The 24,201-nt window shown below is 72.6% G+C and carries 19 protein-coding genes; 10 read left to right on the top strand and 9 right to left on the bottom strand.

The window, feature by feature from the left end:
• Positions 1-58 precede the first annotated feature (58 nt).
• Positions 59-1,525 (top strand): bifunctional UDP-N-acetylglucosamine diphosphorylase/glucosamine-1-phosphate N-acetyltransferase GlmU, encoded by a 1,467-nt coding sequence (gene glmU, locus LRP67_RS19660; RefSeq protein ID WP_269211854.1) that lies wholly within the window; start codon positions 59-61, stop codon positions 1,523-1,525.
• Positions 1,526-1,593: 68 nt separating this feature from the next.
• A complete protein-coding gene (locus LRP67_RS19665) occupies positions 1,594-2,565 on the top strand; it encodes a ribose-phosphate diphosphokinase (protein WP_231271869.1) in 972 nt (323 codons plus the stop codon).
• A 16-nt stretch (positions 2,566-2,581) separates the two neighbouring features.
• Here the strand turns inward: LRP67_RS19665 and LRP67_RS19670 are convergent, their stop codons facing one another.
• Both LRP67_RS19670 and pepN read right to left on the bottom strand, forming a co-directional pair.
• Positions 2,582-3,541: a hypothetical protein gene (locus LRP67_RS19670; protein ID WP_231271833.1), complete on the bottom strand. Its 960-nt coding sequence runs from the start codon at positions 3,539-3,541 to the stop codon at positions 2,582-2,584.
• A complete protein-coding gene (pepN, locus tag LRP67_RS19675; RefSeq protein ID WP_231271834.1) occupies positions 3,538-5,970 on the bottom strand; it encodes an aminopeptidase N in 2,433 nt (810 codons plus the stop codon). Before pepN ends, LRP67_RS19670 begins: the two co-directional genes overlap by 4 nt.
• A 195-nt stretch (positions 5,971-6,165) precedes the next feature.
• On the opposite strand from pepN, the gene LRP67_RS19680 reads away from it, so the two are divergent.
• The 4 genes from LRP67_RS19680 (at position 6,166) to LRP67_RS19695 (ending at position 8,862) form a co-directional block, all read left to right on the top strand.
• The gene (locus LRP67_RS19680; protein WP_231271835.1) at positions 6,166-6,849 is read left to right on the top strand and encodes a 50S ribosomal protein L25/general stress protein Ctc; all 684 of its coding nucleotides are present in this window, start codon (positions 6,166-6,168) and stop codon (positions 6,847-6,849) included.
• An 83-nt stretch (positions 6,850-6,932) separates the two neighbouring features.
• On the top strand, positions 6,933-7,526 hold the full coding sequence (gene pth / locus LRP67_RS19685; protein WP_231271836.1) for an aminoacyl-tRNA hydrolase: 594 nt from the start codon (positions 6,933-6,935) through the stop codon (positions 7,524-7,526).
• Between the two features lie 60 nt (positions 7,527-7,586).
• Complete coding sequence (locus LRP67_RS19690) at positions 7,587-8,396, top strand: 3'(2'),5'-bisphosphate nucleotidase CysQ (protein ID WP_231271837.1); 810 nt, start codon at positions 7,587-7,589, stop codon at positions 8,394-8,396.
• Positions 8,397-8,454: 58 nt separating this feature from the next.
• Positions 8,455-8,862, top strand: a complete 408-nt coding sequence (locus LRP67_RS19695) for a VOC family protein (protein WP_231271838.1) — start codon at positions 8,455-8,457, stop codon at positions 8,860-8,862.
• An 11-nt stretch (positions 8,863-8,873) separates the two neighbouring features.
• On the opposite strand, the gene LRP67_RS19700 is transcribed toward LRP67_RS19695, so the two are convergent.
• The 3 genes from LRP67_RS19700 to LRP67_RS19710 all read right to left on the bottom strand — a co-directional run bounded on the left by LRP67_RS19700 (position 8,874) and on the right by LRP67_RS19710 (position 11,300).
• Positions 8,874-9,632: a bacterial transcriptional activator domain-containing protein gene (locus LRP67_RS19700; protein ID WP_231271839.1), complete on the bottom strand. Its 759-nt coding sequence runs from the start codon at positions 9,630-9,632 to the stop codon at positions 8,874-8,876.
• 76 nt (positions 9,633-9,708) lie between these two features.
• Positions 9,709-10,413, bottom strand: coding sequence for a response regulator transcription factor (locus LRP67_RS19705; protein WP_231271840.1), 705 nt, complete (start codon positions 10,411-10,413; stop codon positions 9,709-9,711).
• Positions 10,392-11,300, bottom strand: a complete 909-nt coding sequence (locus tag LRP67_RS19710; protein WP_231271841.1) for a sensor histidine kinase KdpD — start codon at positions 11,298-11,300, stop codon at positions 10,392-10,394. Before LRP67_RS19710 ends, LRP67_RS19705 begins: the two co-directional genes overlap by 22 nt.
• A gap of 337 nt (positions 11,301-11,637) precedes the next feature.
• Between LRP67_RS19710 and LRP67_RS19715 the strand changes: the two genes are divergently transcribed.
• Complete coding sequence (locus LRP67_RS19715; RefSeq protein ID WP_231271842.1) at positions 11,638-13,059, top strand: exopolysaccharide biosynthesis polyprenyl glycosylphosphotransferase; 1,422 nt, start codon at positions 11,638-11,640, stop codon at positions 13,057-13,059.
• Here LRP67_RS19715 and LRP67_RS19720 read toward each other — a convergent pair.
• Both LRP67_RS19720 and LRP67_RS21975 read right to left on the bottom strand, forming a co-directional pair.
• Positions 13,025-13,756, bottom strand: a complete 732-nt coding sequence (locus LRP67_RS19720) for a LuxR C-terminal-related transcriptional regulator (protein WP_231271843.1) — start codon at positions 13,754-13,756, stop codon at positions 13,025-13,027. The genes LRP67_RS19715 and LRP67_RS19720 overlap by 35 nt on opposite strands.
• On the bottom strand, positions 13,666-15,162 hold the full coding sequence (locus LRP67_RS21975) for a sensor histidine kinase KdpD (protein ID WP_231271844.1): 1,497 nt from the start codon (positions 15,160-15,162) through the stop codon (positions 13,666-13,668). Before LRP67_RS21975 ends, LRP67_RS19720 begins: the two co-directional genes overlap by 91 nt.
• A gap of 386 nt (positions 15,163-15,548) precedes the next feature.
• On the opposite strand from LRP67_RS21975, the gene LRP67_RS21980 reads away from it, so the two are divergent.
• A complete protein-coding gene (locus LRP67_RS21980) occupies positions 15,549-16,220 on the top strand; it encodes a response regulator transcription factor (protein WP_231271845.1) in 672 nt (223 codons plus the stop codon).
• Between the two features lie 9 nt (positions 16,221-16,229).
• On the opposite strand, the gene LRP67_RS19735 is transcribed toward LRP67_RS21980, so the two are convergent.
• Positions 16,230-17,270, bottom strand: a complete 1,041-nt coding sequence (locus tag LRP67_RS19735) for an LCP family protein (RefSeq protein WP_231271846.1) — start codon at positions 17,268-17,270, stop codon at positions 16,230-16,232.
• Between the two features lie 203 nt (positions 17,271-17,473).
• On the opposite strand from LRP67_RS19735, the gene LRP67_RS21985 reads away from it, so the two are divergent.
• Together LRP67_RS21985 and LRP67_RS19745 are read left to right on the top strand one after the other, a co-directional pair.
• Positions 17,474-20,845 (top strand): LamG-like jellyroll fold domain-containing protein, encoded by a 3,372-nt coding sequence (locus tag LRP67_RS21985; protein ID WP_231271847.1) that lies wholly within the window; start codon positions 17,474-17,476, stop codon positions 20,843-20,845.
• A 10-nt stretch (positions 20,846-20,855) separates the two neighbouring features.
• Entirely contained in the window at positions 20,856-22,361 is a 1,506-nt protein-coding gene (locus LRP67_RS19745; RefSeq protein WP_231271848.1) for a polysaccharide biosynthesis tyrosine autokinase, read from the top strand.
• Here the strand turns inward: LRP67_RS19745 and LRP67_RS19750 are convergent.
• Entirely contained in the window at positions 22,358-24,130 is a 1,773-nt protein-coding gene (locus tag LRP67_RS19750; RefSeq protein ID WP_231271849.1) for a right-handed parallel beta-helix repeat-containing protein, read from the bottom strand. The two genes, LRP67_RS19745 and LRP67_RS19750, sit on opposite strands and share 4 nt — an antisense overlap.
• Positions 24,131-24,201: the final 71 nt, after the last annotated feature.

A 24,201-nucleotide genomic window follows, 5' to 3' on the forward strand; every position in this document is an offset into this window, starting at 1 on the left:
GCTCCCGCGAGCGCCTCGCCAACTACAGTGAGCCGGACGCCGACCCGGAGGATCAGTCTTGTCCAGCACCGTGACCGTGATCGTCCTCGCCGCCGGTGGCGGCACCCGGATGAAGTCCAAGACCATGAAGGTCCTGCACCCGGTGGCCGGGCGCAGCATGATCGAGCACGTCCTGAACGCCGTGCGCGCCGTCGAGCCGCACCAGGTGGTGGCCGTCGTGGGTCACCAGCGCGAGGCCGTCGGACCGCACATCCAGGACTTCATGCCCGACGCGGTCCTCGCCGTGCAGGAGGAGCAGCGCGGCACCGGCCACGCCGTCCGGGTCGCGGTCGAGGCGCTCGAGGGCCTCGGCGACGGCACTGTGATCGTCGCGACCGGTGACACCCCGCTGCTGCAGGGCGAGAGCCTGCGTGCCTTCGCGGCTGAGCACGAGGCGGCCCAGCGCGCCGTCAGCGTGCTCACCGCGGTCGTGGCCGACCCGTTCGGCTACGGCCGGATCGTGCGCGACGCCGACGGCGACGTCGAGGCGATCGTGGAGGAGAAGGACGCCACGCCCGAGGAGCGTGAGATCGCGGAGATCAACTCGGGCATCCTCGCCTTCGACGCGTCATTCCTCGTCGAGGCGCTGCCGCGGATCGGCAACGACAACGCCAAGGGCGAGTACTACCTCACCGACCTGGTCCAGCTGGCGCGCGACGCCGGCCTCACCGTCGGCGCGCACCCCATCGACGACCCGTGGCAGACCGAGGGCGCCAACGACCGCGAGGAGCTGGCCATCCTCGGCCGCGAGCTCAACCGGCGGATCGTCGGCCGGTGGATGCGCGAGGGCGTGACCGTGATGGACCCCGAGACCACCTGGATCGACGCCGACGTGGAGCTGGCCCAGGACGTCACGATCCTCCCCGGCACCCAGCTGCTCGGGGCCACCGTCGTGGCCGCCGACGCCGTGATCGGCCCCGACTGCACGCTCAAGGACTGCGAGATCGGGGTCGGGGCGCGCGTGGTGCGCACCCACGCCGAGCTGGCCGTGGTGGGGCAGGAGGCGACCGTCGGCCCGTTCTCCTACCTCCGGCCCGGCACCAGGCTCGGGGCCCGCGGCAAGATCGGCGGCTTCGTGGAGACCAAGAACGCCGACATCGGCGAGGGGGCCAAGGTTCCGCACCTGTCCTACGTCGGCGACGCCGAGATCGGGGAGGGCACCAACATCGGCGCCGGCACGATCTTCGCCAACTACGACGGGGTCGCCAAGCACCGCACCACGATCGGCCGGCACGCCAAGACGGGGTCCAACAACACCTTCGTGGCGCCCGTCGAGGTCGGCGACGGCGCGGCCACCGGCGCCGGGACCGTCGTACGGCGGGACGTGCCGCCGGGCGCGCTGGCCGTCAGCGCCGGGCCGCAGCGCAACCTGCCCGGCTGGGCGCAGGCCAAGCGCCCCGGTACCGCCCAGGCGAGAGCCGCCGAGGCCGCTTCGGGCGACGCGACGCAGGTCACCCCTCCAGAAGAGGACCCCGAGTTGGGCTGAGCACGGGGGACGCGCGAGAATTGGTGTGACACCCCTCCGCGAGCCAGGAGCACGAGATCGTGACCGGAATGAAGCGGGCCACCGAGAAGAACCTCATGATCTTCAGTGGCCGGGCGCATCCCGTGCTCGCCGAAGAGGTGGCCACCATCCTCGAGACCGACCTGGTCCCGCAGTCGGCGTACGAGTTCGCCAACTCCGAGATCTACGTGCGCTTCGAGGAGTCCGTCCGCGGCTGCGACGCCTTCGTGATCCAGAGCCACACCGCTCCGATCAACGAGTGGATCATGGAGCACCTGATCATGGTCGACGCCCTGAAGCGGGCGAGTGCCCAGCGGATCACCGTGGTCATGCCGTTCTACGGCTACGCCCGCCAGGACAAGAAGCACCGCGGCCGCGAGCCGATCTCCGCGCGGCTCATGGCCGACCTGTTCAAGACCGCCGGCGCCGACCGGCTCATCACCGTGGACCTGCACGCCGACCAGATCCAGGGCTTCTTCGACGGCCCGGTCGACCACCTCATGGCGCTGCCGATCCTGGCCGACTACGTGCTCGAGAAGTACGGCACCCACCAGATGGCGGTGGTCTCGCCGGACGCCGGGCGGATCAAGGTCGCCGAGCGCTGGTCGGCCCGGCTGGGCGGCGTGCCCCTGGCCTTCATCCACAAGACCCGCCGCACCGACCGCCCCAACGAGACCGTCGCCAACCGCGTCGTCGGCGACGTGGCGGGCCGCATGTGCGTGCTCGTGGACGACATGATCGACACCGGGGGCACCATCGTGAAGGCCGCCGAGGCGCTGATGAACGAGGGCGCCAAGGGCGTCATCATCGCCGCCACGCACGCGATCCTGTCCGACCCGGCGGTCGACCGCCTCAAGAACTCCCCGGCCGCCGAGGTGGTCGTCACCAACACGCTCCCGCTCACCGATGACCGCGAGTTCGACAAGCTCACCTGCTTGTCGATCGCGCCGCTCGTCGCGCGTGCGATCCGCGAGGTGTTCGAGGACGGCTCCGTCACGTCGATGTTCGACGGACACGCCTGATCGTCGGCGCGTCGCCTCAGCTCGTGGCGTAGAGCCGGATCACGGCGAGCAGCGGCCGGTGGTCGCTGCGGAAGCCGTTGAGGCTGCGGTGGCGCGCGAACTGCGCGACGCCCCGGCCGTCGGGCCGGCGCACGGAGCGGTCGGCCAGCCACACGTAGTCGATCCAGCGGGTGCGCAGGGTGGCCTCGACGCCGTCGAGGCCGAGGGCCTCGTAGGACGACTGGTTGCGGCGGTCGACCGTCTGGCCGATGCCCCCGCGCGGGTGGTACTCGGTGTCGTCGGCGTAGTCCCAGTTGTAGTCGCCGGTGCTCATGACCACGTCGCCCGGTGCCTCGTCCAGCATCCGCGTCAGCAGCCGGTAGTGGCGACGGGCCATGACGGCGTTGAGGTTCTTCTCCCAGCCGTGGCCGGTCTCGACGGTGTGGTTGACATGGGTGTTGAGCACCGTCACGAGCATCCCGCTCGCGCGGTGGCGCAGCGAGACCTGCAGCACCCACTTGACGGGGAACGGGGCGTCCGATGCGCCGGGCGGACTGGCGTCGTGGGCCCGGACGTAGCCGGCGTCGACCAGGGTGAAGACGCGGCGGCGCCAGCTGACGGCGAGCGCCTCGGGGCCGTCCGCGCCGGCGCGGTGCCAGGTCTCCCAGCCGCGGGCGCGGTAGCGGGGATAGAGCCCCGCCCACGCCTCGGAGCTGGCCTCCTGCCACCCGATCAGATCGATCTCGGGATTGGACGTGACGCGGTCCCAGTCGGCCCGTGCCCCAGGCTCGCCCAGCACCAGCCAGGCGTTGACCGACGCGACGCCGATGGTGTCGAGGACCCGCCCGTCCAGGCGGGGGGCGACCCGCGCCACGGGCTCGGGCGCGGCCTCCTCCCTGCGCGGGCGCGCGGAGTCGTCGTGTCGCCCCCAGACCACGGCGCCGACGACCAGGGCCGCGACGACCACGGCGAGGGCGAGCGCGCGCAGGCGGGTCACGCTCGCGCCGTCGGGTCACCCGCGGTGAGGTCGTCGAGCCGGTCCTCCCAGCCGCGCCGGAGCACGGTCGGGAGGTCGCCGGCGAGGGCCGTCTCCAGCTCGGCCACCTGCCGCGGGGTCAGTGCGAGGGCGGGAAAGGCGCGGTGCACCACCTGCGAGAAGGCCTGGCCCCGACGCTCCGCGATGCCCGGGCTGACGGCCCAGTAGGCGGTGACGTACGGCGCGAGGAGGTCGGCCTGCTCGGGTGACCACAGGCCGCGCATGAGCGCCTCGTAGCGCCGGTTGGAGACCCGGTCGTCCTCGGTGGCCGCGGCCCAGGCCGCGTCCTTGGCGGAGACGGTGGGCCGGGCGGCCAGTGCCCGGGCGGCGCCGAGCTCGCCGTCGATGCTGCGGTCGCGGAGCCGCTCGGCCTCGATCTCGTCGGCGCCGATCGCGCCGGTCTCCGCCAGCCGCGCGACCACGCTCCAACGCGTCGCCGGGTCCAGGTCCACGCCCCGCTCCGTGCGCCCGTCGGCGAGCCAGCCGCGCAGCAGCGCCTGGTCGCGGCTGGTGCGGGCCAGCCCGCGCGTGAGCTCGAGGAGCAGCTGCTGGTCGGTGACGGTGGCCAGCCCCTCGGCGCAGGCCTCGGCGACCAGGTCGATCGTCTCCGCGGCATCGGCGGCCGCGACGCGCAGGGGCACGATCGCGTCAAGCGTGCGGCCGAGCACGGTGGCGACCGCGGTGACGTGCCGCTCCCGGGGCAGGTGGCGGCGCACCAGCGCCAGGTAGTCGGCCGGGTCCAGGCGCCGCGTGTGCACGAGGTCGAACGAGCTGGCCCAGACGATCGCGCGGACCAGGTCGTCGTCGAGATCCGAGAGGCGCTCGGTCAAGGCCGACCAGGAGACCGGGTCGGGGACGATGCGGGCGTAGGTCTCGCCGTGGCTGTTGGGCACGACCATCCGGCCGGCCCAGTCCTCGAGGCGCACCGGCCGGTCCGCCACGTCGACCAGCCGGCTCTCCTGCTCGACCAGGCCGGCGTCGTACGACGTCAGCCGGAGGCGGTGCGGGCGCAGGCCGTCCCGGCTCACGACGGGGACGTCGCCGTCGCGCTCCACCCGGATCGTGTCGAAGCCGGTGGTACGCAGCCAGACCTGCGCCCACGAGGCGACGTGGCGGTCCGAGGCGGCATCGAGCGCGGCCATGAAGTCGGCCAGGGTGCCGTTGCCGAGTCGGTGCCGGCTCAGGTAGGCGTTGACCCCGGCCAGGAACGCCTCGTCGCCCAGCCAGGTGACGAGCTGGCGAATGACGGAGTTGCCCTTGGAGTAGCTGATCGAGTCGAAGTTGGTGGAGGCCGCGTCCACGTCGGGCACGTCCTCGGCCTCCGGCGCCACCGGGTGCGTCGAGCGGCGCTCGTCGGCTGTGTAGGCGTTGGGCTTGCGGGAGAGCTCGTGGGCCAGCAGCGAGCCCGCGTAGCCCGCACCGTCGGCGGCGACGCGGTAGCCCATGTAGTCCGCGAACGACTCCTGCAGCCAGGTGTCCTCCCACCAGCGCATCGTCACGAGGTTGCCGAACCACATGTGCGCCATCTCGTGCGCGATGGTCGAGGCCCGGCGCAGCCGCAGCAGGTCGCTCACCCGGCCGCGGGGGAGGAACTCGTCGCGGTAGGTGACACACCCGGGGGACTCGAGGGCCCCCCAGTTCTGGCCCGGCACGAACGCCTGGTCGTAGCTGTCGTAGGGCATCGGCTCGTCGAACAGCGCGCCGTAGTGGTCGAAGCACGCCTGCGTCGTGGTGCGGAGCTCGTCGAAGTCGCGATCCAGCTCGGCGGCCAATGACCGGCGCGCGTGCCAGCCGAACGGCAGCCCGGCGTGCTCCCACGTGCGGGAGTGCCACGGACCGGCGCAGACGACGAACATCGGGATCGCGAACACCTCGGTCCGGGCGAACCGCCAGCGTCCCCCGTCGCGCTCGGCGACCCGGCCGTTGGCCAGGACGGTCCAGGCGGGGTCGGCCGTGACCGACAGCGCCACCGTCGCCTTCAGGTCGTTCTGGTCGAAGCAGGCGAAGACCCGCTGGGCGATGTCCATGCCGCAGTAGGCCGACACGTAGGTCTCGCCGTCGGCCGGGTCGGTGAAGAGGTACATCCCGTCGCCGTCGGTGACGTAGGGGATCCGCGCCTCGACGGTCACGACGTTGTCGGCGGTGAGGCCGGAGAGGGCGATCCGGCGGCCGTCGTACGACGCGGTGGTGGCGACGCCGTCGACGATCACCCTGAGGTCGGTGGCGTCGGTCAGCTCGAGGAAGGTCTCGGGCGCGCTCGCGGCGAAGCGCACCGTCGTGCGGCAGCCGAAGCTGCCGGCCGCGGGGTCACGCAGGTCGAGGTCGAGCTCGTAGGAGACGCCGGAGAGAGTCGCGGCCCGTGCACGGGCCTCGTCGAGGTTGAGAGACACACCGGCGAGCGTACGCACGACCGCGTCGCGATTCGCGTCCCGCCGCGGCCCTTGTCTAGAATCGGCAAGTTGCCTCGGCGAGGGAGCCTCCAGCTCCGTGATCGACAGGGCCGGCCTGAGAGAAGCCGCGCTGTCGCGCGGCTTTCGTGCTTCCCGCCCCGGCCCACATGCCACCGACGTACCGAGGAGATCACCATGTCCGCAGAGAAGATCAAGGCCGAGTCCCGCACCGAGTTCGGCAAGGGCGCGGCCCGCCGCATCCGCCGCGAGCACAAGGTGCCCGCCGTGGTCTACGGCCACGGCAACGACCCCATCCACATCACCCTGCCGGGCCACGACACGATGATGGCGCTCAAGCACGGCGGCGCCAACGCGCTCCTCGAGCTCGACATCGAGGGCACCACGCAGCTGGCCCTGACCCGCGAGGTCCAGGTCGACCCGATCAAGCGCACGCTCGAGCACATCGACTTCGTCGCGGTCCGCACCGGCGAGAAGGTCACCGTCGACGTGCCCGTGCACCTGGTCGGCGAGGCCGCCCGCGAGACGCTGGTCGTCACCGAGAACACCACCGTGCAGCTCGAGGCCGAGGCCACGCACATCCCCGAGTTCATCGAGGTCGACATCGAGGGCGCCGCCGCCGGCACCCAGATCCTCGCCTCCGACCTCAAGCTCCCGTCGGGCTCGACCCTCCTGGTCGACGCCGACACGCTGATGGTCAACGTCACCGAGCAGGTCTCCGCCGAGGCTCTCGAGGCCGAGCTGGAGGAGGCCGAGGCCGAGGCCGGCATCGAGCGCGAGGAGTCCGATGAGGACGCCGCCGCCTCCGCCGGGGCGGCCGAGGGCGACGCTCCCGCCGAGGGCCAGACCGACAGCGAGTGATCCGTCGGCTCAGGTGGCTCCTGGGCCGACTCATCGCACCGGTCTCCAGCGCCGCTGAGACACATCCCGAGGAGGGCCCAGCCGTGACCACAGCCGATCTCTGGCTCGTGGTCGGGCTGGGCAACCCCGGGGAGAAGTACGCCGGGCACCGGCACAACGTCGGCTACCTCGTCGTCGATGAGCTGGCTCGGCGGCTGGGCTCGTCCTTCCGTGCCCACAAGACCGGCCGCTCCGACGTGGTCGAGGGTCGCCTCGGGCCCCCCGGCACGGAGGGCCCCCGGGTCGTGCTGGCCCGGCCGCGCTCGTACATGAACGAGGTCGGCGGCCCGGTCAAGGCGCTGGCCACCTTCTACAAGGTGCCCCCCGAGCGGATCGTCGCCATCCACGACGAGCTCGACATCGACTTCGGCACCCTGCGGACCAAGCTCGGCGGCGGCGACAACGGCCACAACGGGCTGAAGTCCCTGCGCTCCTCCCTCGGCACCGGTGACTTCTACCGGGTGCGCGCCGGCATCGGCCGCCCGCCCGGCCGCCAGGACGTGGCCGACTTCGTGCTGTCCGACTACAGCAAGGTAGAGCGCAAGGAGCTGCCCTTCCAGGTCGACACCGCCGCCGACGCGGTGGAGTCGCTGATCCTCGAGGGCCTGGAGAAGGCCCAGCAGCGCTACAACAGCTGACCGTCTCGAGACGCCGGCCTCTCCCTGCCTCCTAGCCGGACCGGTCGTTAGGGTGGCGCGGTGACCTTCGAACCGACGACACCGCCCGACGCGGCAGCGACCGACGACCACGTGCTGGCCACCTGGTTGGCGCAGGAGGCGGGGCGCAAGCTGCTCGACGTACGCACGCAGGGGCTCGAGGGCAAGGAGCTCAAGGACGCCGGCGACGCCGCGGCCCACGAGCTGCTCATGGAGCTGCTCGCCGAGCACCGGCCCGACGACGCGGTGCTGTCGGAGGAGGGCGCCGACGACAAGGCCCGGCTCGAGGCGGACGCCGTGTGGATCATCGACCCCCTCGACGGGACCCGGGAGTTCTCCGAGCCGCCGCGCGACGACTGGGCGGTGCACGTCGCACTCTGGGAGCGGACGCCCGACGGGGAGTACGACGGTGAGCTCACCGCGGGCGCGGTCGCTCAGCCCGCGCTGGGCGAGACCTTCAACACCGGGCAGCCCCCCGTCGTCGCGCCGTCGACCTCGGAGCGGCCGCGGATCGCGGTGTCGCGCAGTCGGCCGCCGGCGTTCGTGGAGCGGCTGGCCGAGGAGATCGGCGCCGAGCTGGTCCCGATGGGCTCCGCGGGGGTCAAGGTGATGTCCGTGGTCCGCGACATCACCGATGCCTACGTCCACGCGGGCGGTCAGTACGAGTGGGACTCGGCGGCCCCCGTGGCCGTCGCCCAGGCCGCCGGCCTGTTCACCAGCCGCATCGACGGCTCCCCACTCCTCTACAACCAGGACGACGTCTACCTCCCCGACCTGATCGTCTGCCGCCCCGAGCTCGCCGACCAGATCCTCGAGTTCATCGAGCGCCACGGCGTCACCTCCGCCGGCTGACGGGTCGGTCCGGGCTATCCGGTTGCGGGAGAGGGCGGCGCTCCTCGAGGGTGGGGAGATGACCTCGCTGATCTCGCACACGACGGTGGACTGCGCGAACGCCTACGAGCTCTCGGAGTGGTGGAAGCAGGTGCTGGGGTACGTCGACGTGCCCGGCGACCCGAACCTCCCGGGCCACGAGGAGTGCATGATCCTCGACCCGGACAGCGGGCACGCGGTGCTGTTCATCGAGGTGCCGGACGTCAAGGCCGGCAAGAACCGGCTGCACTTCGACCTGCGCCCGCGGACCGGGACCCGGGACGAGGAGCTGGCGCGGCTGCTCGGGATCGGCGCGACGCAGGTGGCGGATCTGCGCGACACGCACGGGCCGGGCACGGGCTGGGTCGTGCTGGCCGATCCCGAGGGCAACGAGTTCTGCACCCTGCGCTCGAGGGCGGAGGCTGAGGCCCCGCCGGCCGAGGTCTGAGCGTCGGGCAGTCAGGTGGCGTCGGCTCGCAGCAGGCGCAGGTGGAGCTCCTGGGTCAGCGCCGACGGGTCGGCGCCCATCTCGTCGGCCAGGCCGGCACGGAGCGCCTCGTAGACCCGCAGAGCGCTGCCGACCTCGCCGAGCCGTGCGTAGGCCGTCATCCGGGCACGGCAGGCCGTCTCGTACATCGGGTCGATGCGCGCCGCGGTGTCGGCGAACGCGAGGGCCCGGTGGAGGTCGCCGATCGCGAGGGCCGAGTCGGCAGCCTGGCCGGACATGGTCTTGCGCGTCTCCCGGAGGTTGTCGCGCTCGGACCTGGCCCACGCACTCTCGTCGTCGTGCGCACGGAAGTCGCCGCGGTAGTGGCGATCGGCCGCCAGCGCGAGGTCGACGGCGCGCGAGTGCAGCCCGTCTCGAGCCAGCGAGTGCACCCGCTTGGCCTCGGCCAGGAACACCGCGACGTCGACCCAGGCCCCGACCAGCCTGATCGCGTCCCCCTGCCGCACCAGGCAGGCCATGCCGGTCGCGCGCCGGATCTGACTCTTGGCCGTGCGCAGGCTGGCCAGGCCTCGGTCCCGGCCGGCGTGCGGCCACAGCCGATCGGTCAGGCAGGACCGCCGTACCCCCTGGTTGCCGCTGAGCGCCACGATCCGGAGCAGGTCCATGGTCTTGCCCGTGGACCACTCGGCGCGCTCGACGAGGCTGCCATCCGGCCTGCGGACGACGAGCTCACCCAGCAGGCCGATCTTGAGATCAGCGCGCGATGCCATCTGCGGCCCCCAAGAAAGGCTCGTGCTCGTTCGCTCGTTTCCGCAGCATAGCCGCGCATCCGATGAGGCCGCCCGCTCAGCCCTCTCCGCAATAGTGCGTGTCCACGTCCGGTGTGCGCGTCCGCAGTGCCATCCCCACCGCCGCGAGCTGGGAGGAGACACCGAGCTTCGCGAGGATGGACTTGACCTGCGTGCGCACGGTGGCCTCGGAGACCACGAAGTCCTGCGCGATCTGACGCACCTGACGGCCCTCCATCATCTGCGCCAGGATCTCGCGCTCGCGCGCGGTCAGGCTCGCCAGCCGGGTCCGGCTCTCCGCCTGCTGCTTCCGCAGCGTGCGGAACTCGTCGACGAGCCGGGCGCGCTCCTCGCGGGGCAGCACGGTGCGCCCCTCGCGGATCCGCCTGATGGTGGCGAGGATCGAGTTCAGGGGGGTGGACTTCGGCAGCACGGTGAGAGCGCCGTGGACCAGGCACTCGCCCCAGCCGCCGGGGTCGAGGCTGCCCGTCACCACGACGACGGCGATGCCAGCCTCGCTGCAGGGCCGGATGAGCGGTACGCCGTGCAGCCCGTGCCCCAGGTGCAGGTCGAGCAGGAGGATCCGCGGCCGCGAGCGCAGGATCTCGGCGAGCAGCCGCTCGTGGGAGGGGCGTGCGTGCTCCGACGGCGCCGGACGGTGGACGTCGTAGCCCTGCAGGGTGAGCGCCACGTCGAGGGCCTCGGCGAAGAGGGTGTGGTCCTCGACGATGGTGATCCGGGTCAGGCGCCGGCTGGCAGGCACGGTGCCGGTCCTGACGTCGCGGGGATCCGCAGCACGAACTCCGCGCCACCGAGCGGGGAGCTGGGCTCCAACCACAGGTCGCCGCCGGCCTCTTGGGCCAGCCGCCGGGCGACATGGAGGCCGATGCCCTCTCCCGACGAGTCGACCGCGCGGGTGCCGCGGTCGAAGACCACCGTCGAGAGCGCCTCGGGGACTCCGGGGCCGTCGTCCTGGACCCGCAGCTCCACCCATGGCCCGCGTACGGCGGTCTCGACCACGACGGCTCGTCCGGGGGCGTGCTGGACGGCGTTGTCGAGCAGGATGTGCAGGATCTCGGTGAGGTCGTCGGCTCGTGCGTAGGCGAGCGAGCCGGTGCACTGCCACCGCACGTCGCACCCACGCAGCGCGATGGTCTGGACCATCGGCCCGACGATGTCGTCCAGGCACACGGCGGTCACGGCGGCGACGTCGGCCGTCGACAGCAGCCGCTCGACGCGCGCCAGCTCCGCGCTGTGCAGCCGCTCCAGTCGCCACCGGGCGGTGCGGGACAGACGCGCGCGCCGATCCACGAGCAGCTGGTGCGACAGCCGCAGCCCCGCCAGGGTCGCCCGCAGCTCGTGGAGCCGCTCCTGCGACCGAGCGAGGGCCGCCTCCGCGGCGCTCGCCCGGGCGAGCAGGCGCCGGCGCTCGGCCAGCTCGTCCGGGGCCGACCGCGGGGCGGGGCCGCCGGCGGCCCCGTCGGCGGGGAGGGCGGCGCACAGGACGAGGGGGAGCGCGGCGAGGGTCGACATGCCCAGGCCCCACCCGCTACGTCGCGGGGCCCGCGCCACGCGGAGCAGAGGCGCACGCCGCCGGTCGCGGGCGAGCAGCCTGCACTGCCACTGCATGAGGTTCGCGACGCGTTGCATCGTGACCCCCTATCTCGTCAAGGAACCCGGATCCCAGAAACATGGAGGCACACATCCGACAATAAAACGCAAAATCAACGTGGTGAACACGATTTCCCCCGTCGTGGAGGGAGATCGCCGCGGAACTGGTCGCGACAAGGCCCCTGGTCCGCAGAATCAGGGGTCGCGCCGCCCCCGCGCCACCAGGGACGCGTGCCCGTCCCTCCTCCCTCCCCACAAGTGGGGAAAGTCCTCGCAGGGGCGCCGCCGGGCCGGCTCGCTCGCCAGGATGGCGCCGTCTGGAGGGAAGGTCGATCGAGGTGAGCGCTCGCACGAGGGGCACACGGGGTGGTAGGCGGTGACCGAGGCGACGGTCCGGGTCACGGGGGCGCACGAGCGCGACGCGCCGCGGCTGGTCCAGGCCCGGCCGGAGGCCGTGCCCTGGTCCGGGCCGCGCTCCCTGCCCCTGTGGGACCTGCTGACGGCCGCGCTCGCGGCGCTGGTGCTGTCGCGGACGCTGGTCCCGGCGCCGACTCCGGTGCTTGTCGCGATCCCGCTGGGTTGGTGCGTGGCCCTGCAGGCGGCGCGCGCGACCGAGACCGCACCGGTCGGGACGCTGGTCCACGCGGCGCGTCGGCTGGTCCACGCCGGCGCCCTGGTGGCGCTCGCGGGATGTGCCCTGTCGGTGGGTCTGGGTCCCCGCTACACCCCCGGGCACGCGTTCCTCACGGCCGCGGCGTGCGCCGGGGCCTCGCTCCTGGCTCGGGCGATGGTCTGGTGGGCCGCAGGCACGCGCGGCGTCCGTGGCCGCCCGCGCGTGCTCGTCATCGGTGACGACGCGCGCCAGCACGCCGTGGCGGCGCTCGAGCGACGGACCGGCCCGGAGCTCTCCGTGGTGTCCGTGCGCTTGGACTCCGTCGCCGACCCAGCGGAGACACCGGGCGTCACCTCCGTCCCCGCGGACGGCATCGCGTCGTACGCCGCCCGCATCGGAGCCTGCGCGGTGGTGGTGATGCCCGAGGCCGGGCTGGAGCCCGCGGGCCTGCGCCGGCTGCAGTGGTCCCTGGAGGCGGCGCGCCTGCCGTTGTACGTCGGCCCCGGGCTGGTCGGAGTCACCGCGTCCCGGTTGGAGGCGACCGACGTGGACGGGCTCCCGCTGGTGCGGGTGCACGGGGTCGAGCGGGCCGGCGGCAGGGCCGTGCTCCTCGACGTGACCGGTCGCTGCGTCGCCGCCGTGGCACTGCTGGTGCTGCTGCCCCTGCTGGCGGTGCTGTGCCTCGCCATCCGGCGGGAGTCGCCGGGGCCCGCGATCTTCCGGCAGCAGCGCGTCGGACGGGACGGACGGACCTTCACCATCTACAAGCTCCGGACGATGGGACTCACCCCGCCCTCCCCCGACGAGCTCACGAACGACGCCGACGGGGTGCTCTTCAAGATGCGCGGCGACCCGCGCGTGACGACGCGCGGCCGGTGGCTGCGCCGATACTCGCTCGACGAGCTGCCGCAGCTCCTCAACGTGCTCCTCGGACACATGCGGCTGGTCGGACCGCGCCCGGCGCTTCCCGACGAGGTCGCCGTCTACACCGACGACATGCGCCGGCGACTGGCCGTCCGCCCGGGGATCACCGGTCTGTGGCAGGTCTCCGGCAGGTCGGACCTCACCTGGGAGGAGACGGTCCGGCTGGATCTGCACTACGTCGACAACTGGTCCCCGTCGCTGGACCTGCGCATCCTGTGCCGGACGGTCAAGGCCGTCCTGGGGCACCGGGGGGCGTACTGAGAGCCATCCGGACGGCGGGGTGCCAGCCGGCGTGGTGCGCCATGCCGACCGCCGCCAGCTGGGAGGAGACCGCGAGCTTGGACAGGATCGACTTGACCTGGGTGCGCACCGTGGCGACCGACACGACGCTGTCGCGCGCGATGTCGCGGACCGGCATGCCGGCCATCAGCTTCGCCAGGACCTCGCTCTCGCGGGGGGTGAGGCTCTCCAGCCGCTGGCGCTCGTCCTGCACGCCCTTGCGGTGCTCGTGCCAGCCCCGGATGAGCTCGTCGCGCTCGCGTGCGCCCACCACGGGCAGCCCGTCGTGGATGCGACGCACGACGCCGAGGATCTCGTTGAGCGGCTGGGTCTTCGACATCGTCTTGCGGGCGCCGTGACGCATGCACTCGCCCCACCGGTACCGGTCGGGCGACGCCGTCACGACCACCACGTTGGCACCCGAAAGCGCGAGCGGATGGATGAGTCGCACCCCGTCGCCGAACGGCCCCAGGTCGAGGTCGAGGAGCACGACCCGCGGTCCCATGCGGAGCGCGGTCGTGAGCAGCTGACCGGTGCCGGTGGGGGAGGCGGGCAGGGGCAGTCGCCGTGCGGCGTACCCCTCGAGGTTCAGGGCGAGCTCGAGTGACTCGGCGAAGAGCAGGTGGTCCTCGAGGATGAGGACACGTGAGTTGGGTCGAGCGGCTCGGACGGTGGGCACGGATGATTCTCCTTGGCTGCGGGGATGCTGATGACGAAGGTGTTGCCGCTCGCCTCGCCCTCGAGGCGCAGCGAGCTGCCGGTGGAGGCCATGAGGCGATGGGCGAGGTGGAGCCCGATGCCCTGGCCGCGTGAGTCGGGACCGCGACTTCCCCATTCGTAGAGGTGGGAGCGGACCTCCGCCGGAATGCCGGGACCGTCGTCGCGGACGATGACCTCGACGGTGTCGCCGGTCCGCGTCACCTCGACGGCGGAGCGTGCGCCCGGTGCGTGCCTGGCGGTGTTGTCCAGCAGGATGCTGACGACCTCGGCCACCGCGTCGGGGTCACCGAGGCCACGGTGTCCCGTGGGCGACCACTCCACGTGTCGCCCCTGGGCCTCCTGCGCGGTCACGAGCGGCCAGATGACCTCGTCGAGGTCGACGTACGACGGCCCGTCGTCCTGCGGGTCCGGCTGGACGGCCGGCTCGGCCGCAGCGCCGCCTCGCGCGGCCAGCAGGCGGGACAGGCGGCTGGCCTCCGACTCCAACATCCGCTCGAGCTGGCGCCGCTTGCCGACGGGGACCTTGTCCTGCTGGTGGATCAGGGTCGAGGCCATGACGATGCCGGCCAGGGAGTTGGTGATCTCGTGCAGCCGCGCGCGGACGTCGCGCTCCTGCGCCTCCATCGTGCTCACCTGGTCGGACATGGCGATCAACGAGTGGTGCTGCTCCTGCACCGCGTGGCGCAGCGCGGCGGCGGCTCCGCACCCGATCAGCACGGCGCCGACCAGGCCGGTGACGACGGCGACCGCGTCGCTCAGGGCGGTCTGGACGTCCTGCAGGCTGGCGATGCGGTTGGCCACCAGGGCGATGGTCCCGAGGCCGAGCCGGGTGGCGCACCACTGCGGGACCCCCTCGAGCCGGTAGGCGGCATGGGCGATGCCGGCCCCGACCACGACCAGGGTGATCTGCGCGGCCAGCGCGGCAGGCGCACTGGTGGGCAGCTCGCCGCCCCAACGGGTCGCGGCCAGGCTGATCCCGGCGAAGAGCAGCCCGAGGCACAGACCGGCGCTCATCGGATCGACCGCGTGGCCCACCCGGTCGGGGAGTCGCAGGCAGCAGAGGATGACCAGGGCGGCCGGGACGTCGATCACGACGATCCAGCCGGCCCGGTCGAAGAACATGTCGCCACCGGCGGCCCGCAGCCCGGCCTGGGCGATCCCCTGCACGGCGTACAGGGTGACGGCGAGCGTCATCCAGCCCACGACGTTCGACTCCGTCAGCCGGTACTGGACGCAGAGCAGGGCCGCGGCGCCGAGCACGGTCAGGAAGACCAGGACCTGGCTGACCGTGGCCACCCCGTTGGTCGACCGGAGCTCGGGAGCGAGGACGAGGATGCCGAGCAGCGGGGTCAGGACCGTCGCCACGACGATGGCGGTGCTCCGCGGGGTCCAGACGAGGGTCGGGTACGGAGGCAGGGCGGGGAGCGGCCCTCGACCTCGTGTCCCGGTGCTCCCCATACCCGAAATGTAGGAAGCCGCCGCGCGAGCGACACGCGCTCCGGGTGCGTATACCCGAATTTGAGGAGGGCCCGACGACACACCAGCCGTCCCTCCGACCGGGCGAGCGGGACGACCGTGAACGTCGTGAGACTCACTGTGCCGCTCGGGTGCGGGTCCGGCATCCCCAAAATGGGTCGCAAACCTCGTGGATGGCCGCGCCGGCGCAGCACGAGGCCGGAGGATGAAAGCCGGCGAAGTCAGGAATCGGGGAGGACCATCATGCGTCCGAACGCCTCTCGGGGACGATTGCTGTGAGCGGACTCGACCACGCGATCGCGGTCGTCTCCGACCGGTCGCTGGTGGCGGACGCCGTCTCAACGGCGCTGGTCGGCAGCGACGTCACGGTCGTGAGGGTGCCGTGGCCGGGCGACGGACAGGACCACCGTGCGGGGTGGGCGAAGGAGAGTCCCCGGCCGCCCCTGGGCCTGATGCTCTGCGACCTGTCGCCGCCCGCCGTCCACACGGCCCGGTGGCTCGTGGGCGCCTACCCGACCCGGTGGCTGCTGCTGACCGACAGCCCTCGCGGTCCGCTGTGGGGTGCCATGATCGAGGTCGGCGTCATCGGCATCCTGAAGAGCGCGACCAGCCTCTCCGAGCTGCTGGCCGAGATCGGCGGATCCTGTGGTGTCGCCGATGCCGACCGGCTGCCCCCGGACAGTGACGACCTCGTGGCCCAGTGGCACCGACTGGAGCCCGAGCGAAGCGAGCTCCACGCGCGCCTCAGCTCGCTCACGCCGCGAGAGCTGGAGGTGCTCCGGCTCCTGCACCTGGGGCGCTCGGTGCGCGAGATCGCCCAGTTGCATGGAGTCGCGCACTCGACGGTGCGCAGTCAGGTCAGGTCGATCCTGCACAAGCTGGGGGTCTCGCGGCAGGTGGCGGCCGCGGCCGTCCTCGACGAGTGGGGTGGCCTCCCGGAGTGGTGACCGGCCCCGTCAGCGGACGGTCTCGCCCAGCCGCTCCCGCGGGTGTGCGCGCAGCCACGGTGCTACGCGGTCGGCGCGGACGGCCTCCCAGAGTCGGCGACCCGCCGCGAGGTCGAGGTGGACGACGCTCTGCGGCCCCTCCCAGCCGAGCCCGGCGACCGGCACGGTCAGGAACGACACGGCGGACTCGTCCAGGTCGCGCAGCGACCAGGCCAGCGTGGCCATGTCCTTCGTCGACCATCCTGAGTCGATGCTCAGATGACGGGTCACCACGCCGAGCAGCTCGTAGACACCCCAGGGGCCGGAGTCCTGGAGCCGTCCCAGGGTGTCCACCATGAGCGCCCGCAGGAGGTTCTGCTGACGGCTGGCCCGATCCAGGTCACCGCCGGGCAGGCCGAAGCGCTGGCCGACGTAGTCGAGCGCCGCCTGGCCGGTGAGATGGTGCTCGCCGGCGGTCCAGGTCACGTCGCGGGCCGAGTCGTGCACGGTCTCGGGCACGGTCACCGTCACGCCGCCCAGCTCGTCGGTGAGTCGGCGGATGCCGTCCCAGTCGATGACCGCGAGATGGTCGATGCGGACGCCGGTGAGGTGTTCGACGGTGGCTACCGCCAGCGACGGTCCGCCGTAGGAGAAGGCGGCGTTGATCTTGCTGTGGCCGTGGCCGGGCACGTCGACCCACGAGTCGCGCGGCAGCGAGACGACCGTGGCCCCCTCGCGGTCTCCGTCGATGTGCAGCAGGAGCATCGCGTCCGAGCGCTGGGCTCCCGGCACCCAGGCGGCGGCGCGCGCGAGGTCGCCGGTCGTGGGCTCGTCGGAGCGGCGGTCGGTGCCGAGCAGCAGGATGTTGACCGCCTTGGCGGCCGGGCCGGTGGTCGGCCTCGACGGTCGGTCCTCCAGGCCGGCGAAGACGCCGTCGATCCGCTCGATAGGCGCCACGAGTCGTCGCCCGAGGTAGTAGGCGCTCGCCGTCGAGATCACGGCGACGAGGCCGAGCACCGTGAGCAGGGTGAGCGCCGCGCGACGTCGGCGGCGTGAACGAGTGGTGCGCATGAGACATGCCTCCGGGGGACGAGTGCGATCCCTCGGACGATTCGTCACGGCGTGGGCGCGGTCGGGTCCGGTGCCCGCGTTATCCCCAATGTTGGTGGTGTTTGCGGCAGCGCCCGATCGGGCCGAGGGGGTCTCCCTACGGTCGGGACCGCGCCGGCGCCTGCCGGGGCGGCAGCGTGGTCGAGTGGGTGGAGGGGATGGCGGTGACACGTCGAGGCTGGTGGGGGAAGACGACCCGAGTCGTGCCGGGCGCTGGCAGGAGCGGCGCCCGCTCCCGGCGCCACGCGCTGTCGGCCGCCGTCGTCTCTCTGGTGGCGGCGGCCGGCCTGGTGAGCACCGGGCCCGCGCCGGGCTGGTCGGACTCCTCACCCCAGGACCCCTCGGACCCCGCGACGCCGACGACGGTGTCGGCGGACGCGCTGCCCACGGTGCAGATCAACGGCGTGGTGTGGGCGCAGGCCATGGTCGGGAACCGGGTCTACGCCGGCGGCAGCTTCAGCAACGCACGCCCGGCCGGCTCGCCGTCGGGGTCGGGCACGGTGCCGCGGGCCAACCTGCTCGCCTACGACATCGTGACCGGGGCGCTGGTCACCAGCTTCGCCCCCACCTTCAACGCCCAGGTCCGGGCGATCGCCGTCTCGCCCGACCAGACCCGGATCTACGTCGGCGGTGACTTCACGACCGTCAACGGAGTCTCACGACGCCGGATCGCGGCGTTCAACGCGTCGACGGGCGCACTGATCGACACGTTCAACCCGCCCGTGAACTACCACGTCAACGCGCTGGCCGCGACCAACACCACGGTCTACGCGGGAGGTGAGTTCCAGGACGTCGGCACGCAGGTGCGCCAGGGCCTGGCCGCCTTCAACGCGACGAACGGCGCCCTCCTGAACTGGGCTCCGGCGGCCACGGGCGGCGACGTCTGGGCGATGACGCTCAACCCGGGCGGGACCAGACTGGCCGTCGGCGGGTCGTTCACGGCCCTCAACGGCTCCTCCAACCCCGGCTACGGGCTCGCCATGGTGGACGCCACCACCGGCGCCAGCCTGCCCTTCGCGGCCAACAGCATCGTCCGCAACGGCACGGCCGACGGCGCCATCACGACGCTCACCTCCGACGACGAGTACGTCTACGGAGGCGGCTACACGTTCGGCCGCAGCGGCGGGACCTGGGAGGGCACCTTCAGCGCGGCGTGGGAGGGCGGGACGGTGCGCTGGGCCAACGACTGCCACGGCGACACCTACTCGCTGCATGCCCAGGGCGACGTCGTGTACGCCGCCAGCCACACCCACTACTGCGAGAACATCGACGGCATCCGGCAGGGCGACGGTGGCGTCGGCGACTACCCCTACTTCCGCGGCATGGCCTTCGGCAAGCAGCCCACCGGCAGCGTCACGTGGGAGCCGGACCAGGGTCGCTACTACAGCTTCCTCGGCCAGCCGAGCTCCTCGGTGCTCACGTGGTATCCGAACCTCAACGCGGGCACCTACACGGGGCAGATCCAGGGCCCCTGGAGCGTGACCGGGAACGCCGACTACGTGGCCATGGGCGGGGAGTTCACCCGGGTCAACGGGCAGAGTCAGCAGGGTCTGGTGCGCTTCGCCAGGACCGCCATCGCGCCCAACGACCAGGGCCCGAGCCTGTTCAACGCCAGCTACCCGCTCAACGTCAGCTCGACAGAGGCCGGCAAGGTCCGGATCAACTGGACGAGCAACGAGGACATCGACAACGACTACCTGACCTACCGGGTCTACCGCGACGTCCAGAGCGGCGCCGGGCTGATCCACACACGCCAGGTGCGGGCGAGATGGTGGAACCACGTCGGGATGGGCTTCAACGACACCGGCCTGGCTCCCGGCAGCGGCCACCGCTACCGCGTCGCGGTGACGGACGCCTTCGGCAACATCGCGAACTCGCCGTGGACCGACGTCGTGGTGGCCGGCTCCGGCACCGACAGCCCGTACGTCGAGGCCGTGCAGGCCAGCGAGCCCACGCACTGGTGGCGGCTCGACGAGCAGAGCGGGACCTCCCCGGCGGATGCGGCCGGGTTCCGGCCGTTGACGACCACCGCCACCGGGGTCACCCCCGGGGTGCCGGGCGCGCTCACCAACGACCCGGCCAACACCGCGGCCCGCTTCAACGGCGCGACGTCGACGCGCGCACACACGACCACGATCGACAGCCCGCCGGACGTCTTCACCCTCGAGGCGTGGTTCCGTACGACGTCGACGACCGGCGGCAAGATCGTCGGACGCGGCAACCGCAACGACCGCAACTCCTCGAAGGCGGACCGGCACCTCTACCTCAACAACGCAGGCCAGGTGCTGTTCGGGGTCAGGCCCGACCAGAGCCGCCAGGTGGTCACCAGCCCGGGGAGCTACCGCGACGGCGCCTGGCACCATGCGGTCGCGAGCCTCTCACCGGGCGGCATGCGGCTCTACGTCGACGGCGCGCTGGTCGCACAGCGCGCCGACGTGACCACCGCCGAGCACCTCGCCCGCGGCTACTGGCGCGTGGGTGGGGACACGCTCAACAACTGGCCCTCGGCACCCTCGTCGGCCTTCCTCGACGGCGACATCGACGAGGTGGCGATCTACAAGCGGGCACTCAGCGACGCCGAGGTCGTGGGCCACTACGCCGCGGGCACCGGTGCCCCGACGCCGAACGTCCCGCCGGTGGCCGACTTCACGGCCACCCCCGCCGGCCTCACGGCCGACCTGGCCGCGACCGCCAGCGATCCGGACGGGAGCGTGGTGTCCTACGCCTGGGCCTTCGGTGACGGAGAGACGGCACCCGCCTCGCCCTCGTCCTCGACCTCGCACACGTACGCGGCCGCCGGCACGTACGACGTGACGCTCACGGTGACCGACGACGACGGCGCCCACACCGAGATCACCAAGCAGGTGCAGGTGAGCGCGCCCCCTGCGGGACCGCAGCCCTTCGCCCTGGACGCGTTCGCGCGGCAGCTCGTCGACGGGTGGGGCAGCGCCGACCTCGGCGGGGCCTGGACCCGGGCGGGAGCGGTGACCAACTTCTCGGTCACCGACGGAGTCGGGCGGATCCGGATGTCCAGTCCCGGCACCGGACCCGGGATGGCGCTCAACGCGGCCTCGTCCGCGGACACCGACCTGCGGGTGCGCGTGGGTGCCGACAAGGCGGCCACCGGCGGCGGCACCTACCTCACGATCCAGCCACGGCTGCTGACCAACGGGAACCGCTACTACGCCGATGTGCGGCTGGTGGCCGGCGGCTCGGTGTCCCTGATCCTGGGGCGCACCGTGTCGGGCGCCGACACGACGCTGCTCACCAGGACGGTCCCGGGGCTCACCGTGGGAGCCGGCGACCTCGTCCAGGTGCGGGCCCAGGCGTTCGGGACTTCACCGACGACCTTGCGCGTGAAGCTGTGGCCGAGCGGGACCGAGGAGCCGGAGGCCTGGACGGCGTCGCTCACCGACGACACGGCCGGCCTGCAGGTGGCCGGTGGGCTCGGGCTGCGCACCTACCTCTCGGGCTCGGCCACCAACGCTCCGGTGCTCGGACTCTTCGACGACCTCAGCGTCTCGCCGACGCAGTAGGGACACGACGATGACCTTCGCCGAGTACTTCACGATCCTCCAGCGTCGCTGGCGGGTGTGGGTGGCGGGCCTGGTCCTGGGGCTGCTGGCAGGGGCCGCGGCCATCGCCACCGCCGAGACCCTCTACACGGCCACCGCGACGTCCTTCGTCACCGTGGCCGAGCAGGTCGACGACACCGGACAGGGGGAGATCTTCCAGGGCTCGCAGTTCGCGGTCCAGCGCGTGAAGTCCTACGCGCCGCTCGTCAAGAGCCCCGACGTCCTGGGGCCGGTGATCAGCGAGCTCGGCCTGGACGTGACCGAGCGTGAGCTGGCCACGCTGGTCTCGGTCTCGAGCGCCCCGGAGACCGTCCTGCTCGACGTGTCGGTGGATGATCCCGACCCGGCCCGCGCGGCCCGTACGGCGGACGCCGTCTCGGAGCAGCTGGGCACGGTCATCGAGGGTCTCGAGACCACGCGCGAGGGGGGACCGTCGAACGTCCGGGTCTCGCTGGCCCGCCCCGCCGAGGTCCCCGTGAAGCCGTCGTCACCGCGAGTGCTGGTGGATCTGGTCCTGGGCGCGGTGGCCGGGCTCGCGCTGGGCCTCATGGGCGCCGTCCTGCGACACCACCTCGACACGAGGGTGAAGACGCAGGACGGCGTGCGTACGTTGACGGACATGTCACCCCTGGGGGCGACCCTCCACGAGCGCTCGGCCGCGAAGCGTCCACTGGTGGCGCTGGATTGGCGGTCGTCGTCGGCGGAGAGGTACCGGACCATCCGCACGGCGCTCAAGTTCGCCACCATCGACCGGGAGCTACGGCACTTCGCCGTCACCTCCTCCGCCGCCGGCGAGGGGAAGACCTCCGTCGCCTGCAACCTGGCCATCAGCTGGGCCCAGAGCGGCGCCTCCGTGTGCCTGGTGGAGGCGGACCTGCGGCGTCCCGGCGTCTCGAGGTTCCTCGGGATCGACGGGAGCCTGGGCCTCTCGGACGTGGTCGTGGGGGAGAGCCGTCTGGACGACGTGCTGGTCCCGTGGAACCAGGCGCTGCTCACCGTGCTGCCCGCCGGGTCCCTGCCCCCGGACCCGGCGGCCCTGCTGGGATCCTCGGCGATGGCCACCCTCGTGGAGACCCTGCACGGACGGTTCGACGTGGTCATCTACGACTCGCCGCCGTTGCTCTCGGTCACCGACGGCGTGGTCCTCGGTCACCAGATGGACGGCGTCGTCCTGGTCATGCGGGCGTTCTCGACGCGGCCCGAGCACGTGAGGTCCAGCATCGAGCGCCTGCGCAACGCGCGGGTCGACCTGCTCGGCACGGTGCTGACCCGGGAGCGGTCCCGGCGCGGCGGCGAGCACGACTACCGCTCGGAGCTGACGCGGGACCGCGGCGAGCTGTCGCCGCTGCCGCCGGACCTCGCGACCGACCGGGCACGGGCGGCCGCGTCGCCGCCCGCCCAGCACCCCGCGCCCAAGACGAACGGGGTGTCGCTGACCCGGGTGCGGATCGACGCGGGCGAGGGCTGCGATCGCTAGGCGTGCGCCTGGCCGACCCACGCGCCGAGGTGGCGCTGGCCGGTGCCCCGGCCGAGGACCCGTGCGAGCCTCGGCGGCAGGAGGACGGCGATCGCACGCGCACGGGAGGCGACCCGCTTGCTCGCACGCAGGGACCCGGTCACGGCGGGGACGCCGACCAGCTCCAGGGAGCGCCGCTCCTGGCCGGTGGCCGCGCGGAAGCCGCGCAACGACTCGTAGACGGCGGGGTCGCGAGACGCCCGCGACCAGACGACGGCCCACGAGGGGGACCGGCGGTCGCGACGGTGGTAGACGTTGCCCGCGGCGCGGACCCGCAGCTCCTCCGCGGTGAACCGGCCGGAGTAGTCCTCCACGCAGAGCAGGCAGTTGCCGGACCTGGCCGACAGGATGTTGTTGTGGACCTCGACCGGTCCGTTGATCCACGGCATGGTGCGGTCGGGCCGCGGCTGCCGGGGGTCACGACCCTCGGTGTCGTCGTCCGCCGGGTCGCGGTCGTCCTGGACGATGTTGATCGGCCGGCCGTTGCCCACGACGGTGTTGTTCCACAGCTGCACGTCGCTGGTGTCGTTGACCTTGATCCCGTCGTCGGTGTTGCCCTCGATCACGGTGTCGGCCACGACCGCCTTGGCGGAGATCTCCAGCGCCAGGCCGTGGTGGAGGTTGTCGCGCATCGACGAGTCGGTCACGCGGATGTCGTAGGAGGACTCGTCGAGCCACAGGCCGGTCCCGGCGTTGCGGCTGAGGACGCTGTTGCGGACCCGGATCCCGCGGGTGCGGTCGACCTTGATGCCACCGGCCACGGGCGAGTAGTTGAACCGCTCGGTGTTGTTGCCGCGCACGCGCAGCCCATTGATCCGCAGCCCGTCGGCGTACGTCGCACCGGCTCCGAGCATGCCGTTGCCCGCCAGGACCAGCCGGGCGAGCGTGGCGTTGCGGGCGGAGACGTGCAGCCCGGTCGTCGCGTTGCCCTCGATCCGCAGGTCCCTCAGTGTCACGCCGGGCGCCTCGACCGTCACCGCACCCATGTGCGGCACCGAGGGAGCGAAGCGGCGGACGCCGATGCCGCGCACCGACGTGCGGCGGCTGCGGATCGACATCGCCTTGGCGAGCTCGCTCGCGCGCACGGACCGCCCGCGTGGGTCGGTCCCGACGTGGAGGCGGTCACGGGCGTCGTCGACGAAGAAGGTGCCCGGCCGCAGGCCGGCGAGCGAGGCCACCTGTCGCAGCTCCCTCGACCCCACCCAGATCTGGTCGGGATGGGCGGCCATGGGGTGGGCCCGGTTGAGGAACGACCAGGACTCCGCCTCGTTGTCGGGCGCGCCCCAGTGGTAGGTCGGGCTGCTGTCGAACTCCGCTCGCCAACCGTCGTGGACGTAGCCCTCGCCCTCCTTGCGCCAGCCCTTGACGAGGCGGGAGCCCTCGAGCCACACGCGGCTGCCCCGCGCGTTGCGCAGGGAGAGCCGCTTGCCCTCCGGGATCTCGATCTCCTCGTGGTAGACGCCGCCGTGCACCACGATCCGGTCGCCCGACCGGGCGCGGCTCACGGCCGCCCGGATCGAGCGCAGGGGCGCAGCCGACGAGCCGCGGGCGGAGTCGCGCCCGGTGGTGGCCACGTGCAGGGTCGCCGGACGGGCAGCCGGCGACGGGGCAGGCGCCGCGGGCGCGTCGGGTACGGCGGCCGTCGAGCCCGCAGGCAGCAGGCTCGCCAGGAGGGTCAGCGAGAGGGCCAGCAGCAGCTGGCGTGCCGAGGTGTGCGTGCTCCGAGACATCACGATTCAGGCTCCGGGCGGCCCCGGCTCTGCCCGGGGGCGCCTCCATCCAAGGTGGCACTCCCCGGCTG

The sequence above is a fragment of the Nocardioides sp. cx-169 genome (genome assembly GCF_021083605.1).
GTDB lineage: Bacteria > Actinomycetota > Actinomycetes > Propionibacteriales > Nocardioidaceae > Nocardioides.

Bases quoted from the DNA above. Each gene is read 5' to 3' on its own strand.
- LRP67_RS19665 (WP_231271869.1), top strand. From the start codon at position 1,594: ATGAAGCGGGCCACCGAGAAGAACCTCATGATCTTCAGTGGCCGGGCG.
- LRP67_RS19680 (WP_231271835.1), top strand. From the start codon at position 6,166: ATGTCCGCAGAGAAGATCAAGGCCGAGTCCCGCACCGAGTTCGGCAAG.
- LRP67_RS19695 (WP_231271838.1), top strand. From the start codon at position 8,455: ATGACCTCGCTGATCTCGCACACGACGGTGGACTGCGCGAACGCCTAC.
- LRP67_RS19700 (WP_231271839.1), bottom strand. From the start codon at position 9,632: ATGGCATCGCGCGCTGATCTCAAGATCGGCCTGCTGGGTGAGCTCGTC.
- LRP67_RS19710 (WP_231271841.1), bottom strand. From the start codon at position 11,300: ATGCAACGCGTCGCGAACCTCATGCAGTGGCAGTGCAGGCTGCTCGCC.
- LRP67_RS19735 (WP_231271846.1), bottom strand. From the start codon at position 17,270: ATGCGCACCACTCGTTCACGCCGCCGACGTCGCGCGGCGCTCACCCTG.
- LRP67_RS19745 (WP_231271848.1), top strand. From the start codon at position 20,856: ATGACCTTCGCCGAGTACTTCACGATCCTCCAGCGTCGCTGGCGGGTG.
- LRP67_RS19750 (WP_231271849.1), bottom strand. From the start codon at position 24,130: ATGTCTCGGAGCACGCACACCTCGGCACGCCAGCTGCTGCTGGCCCTC.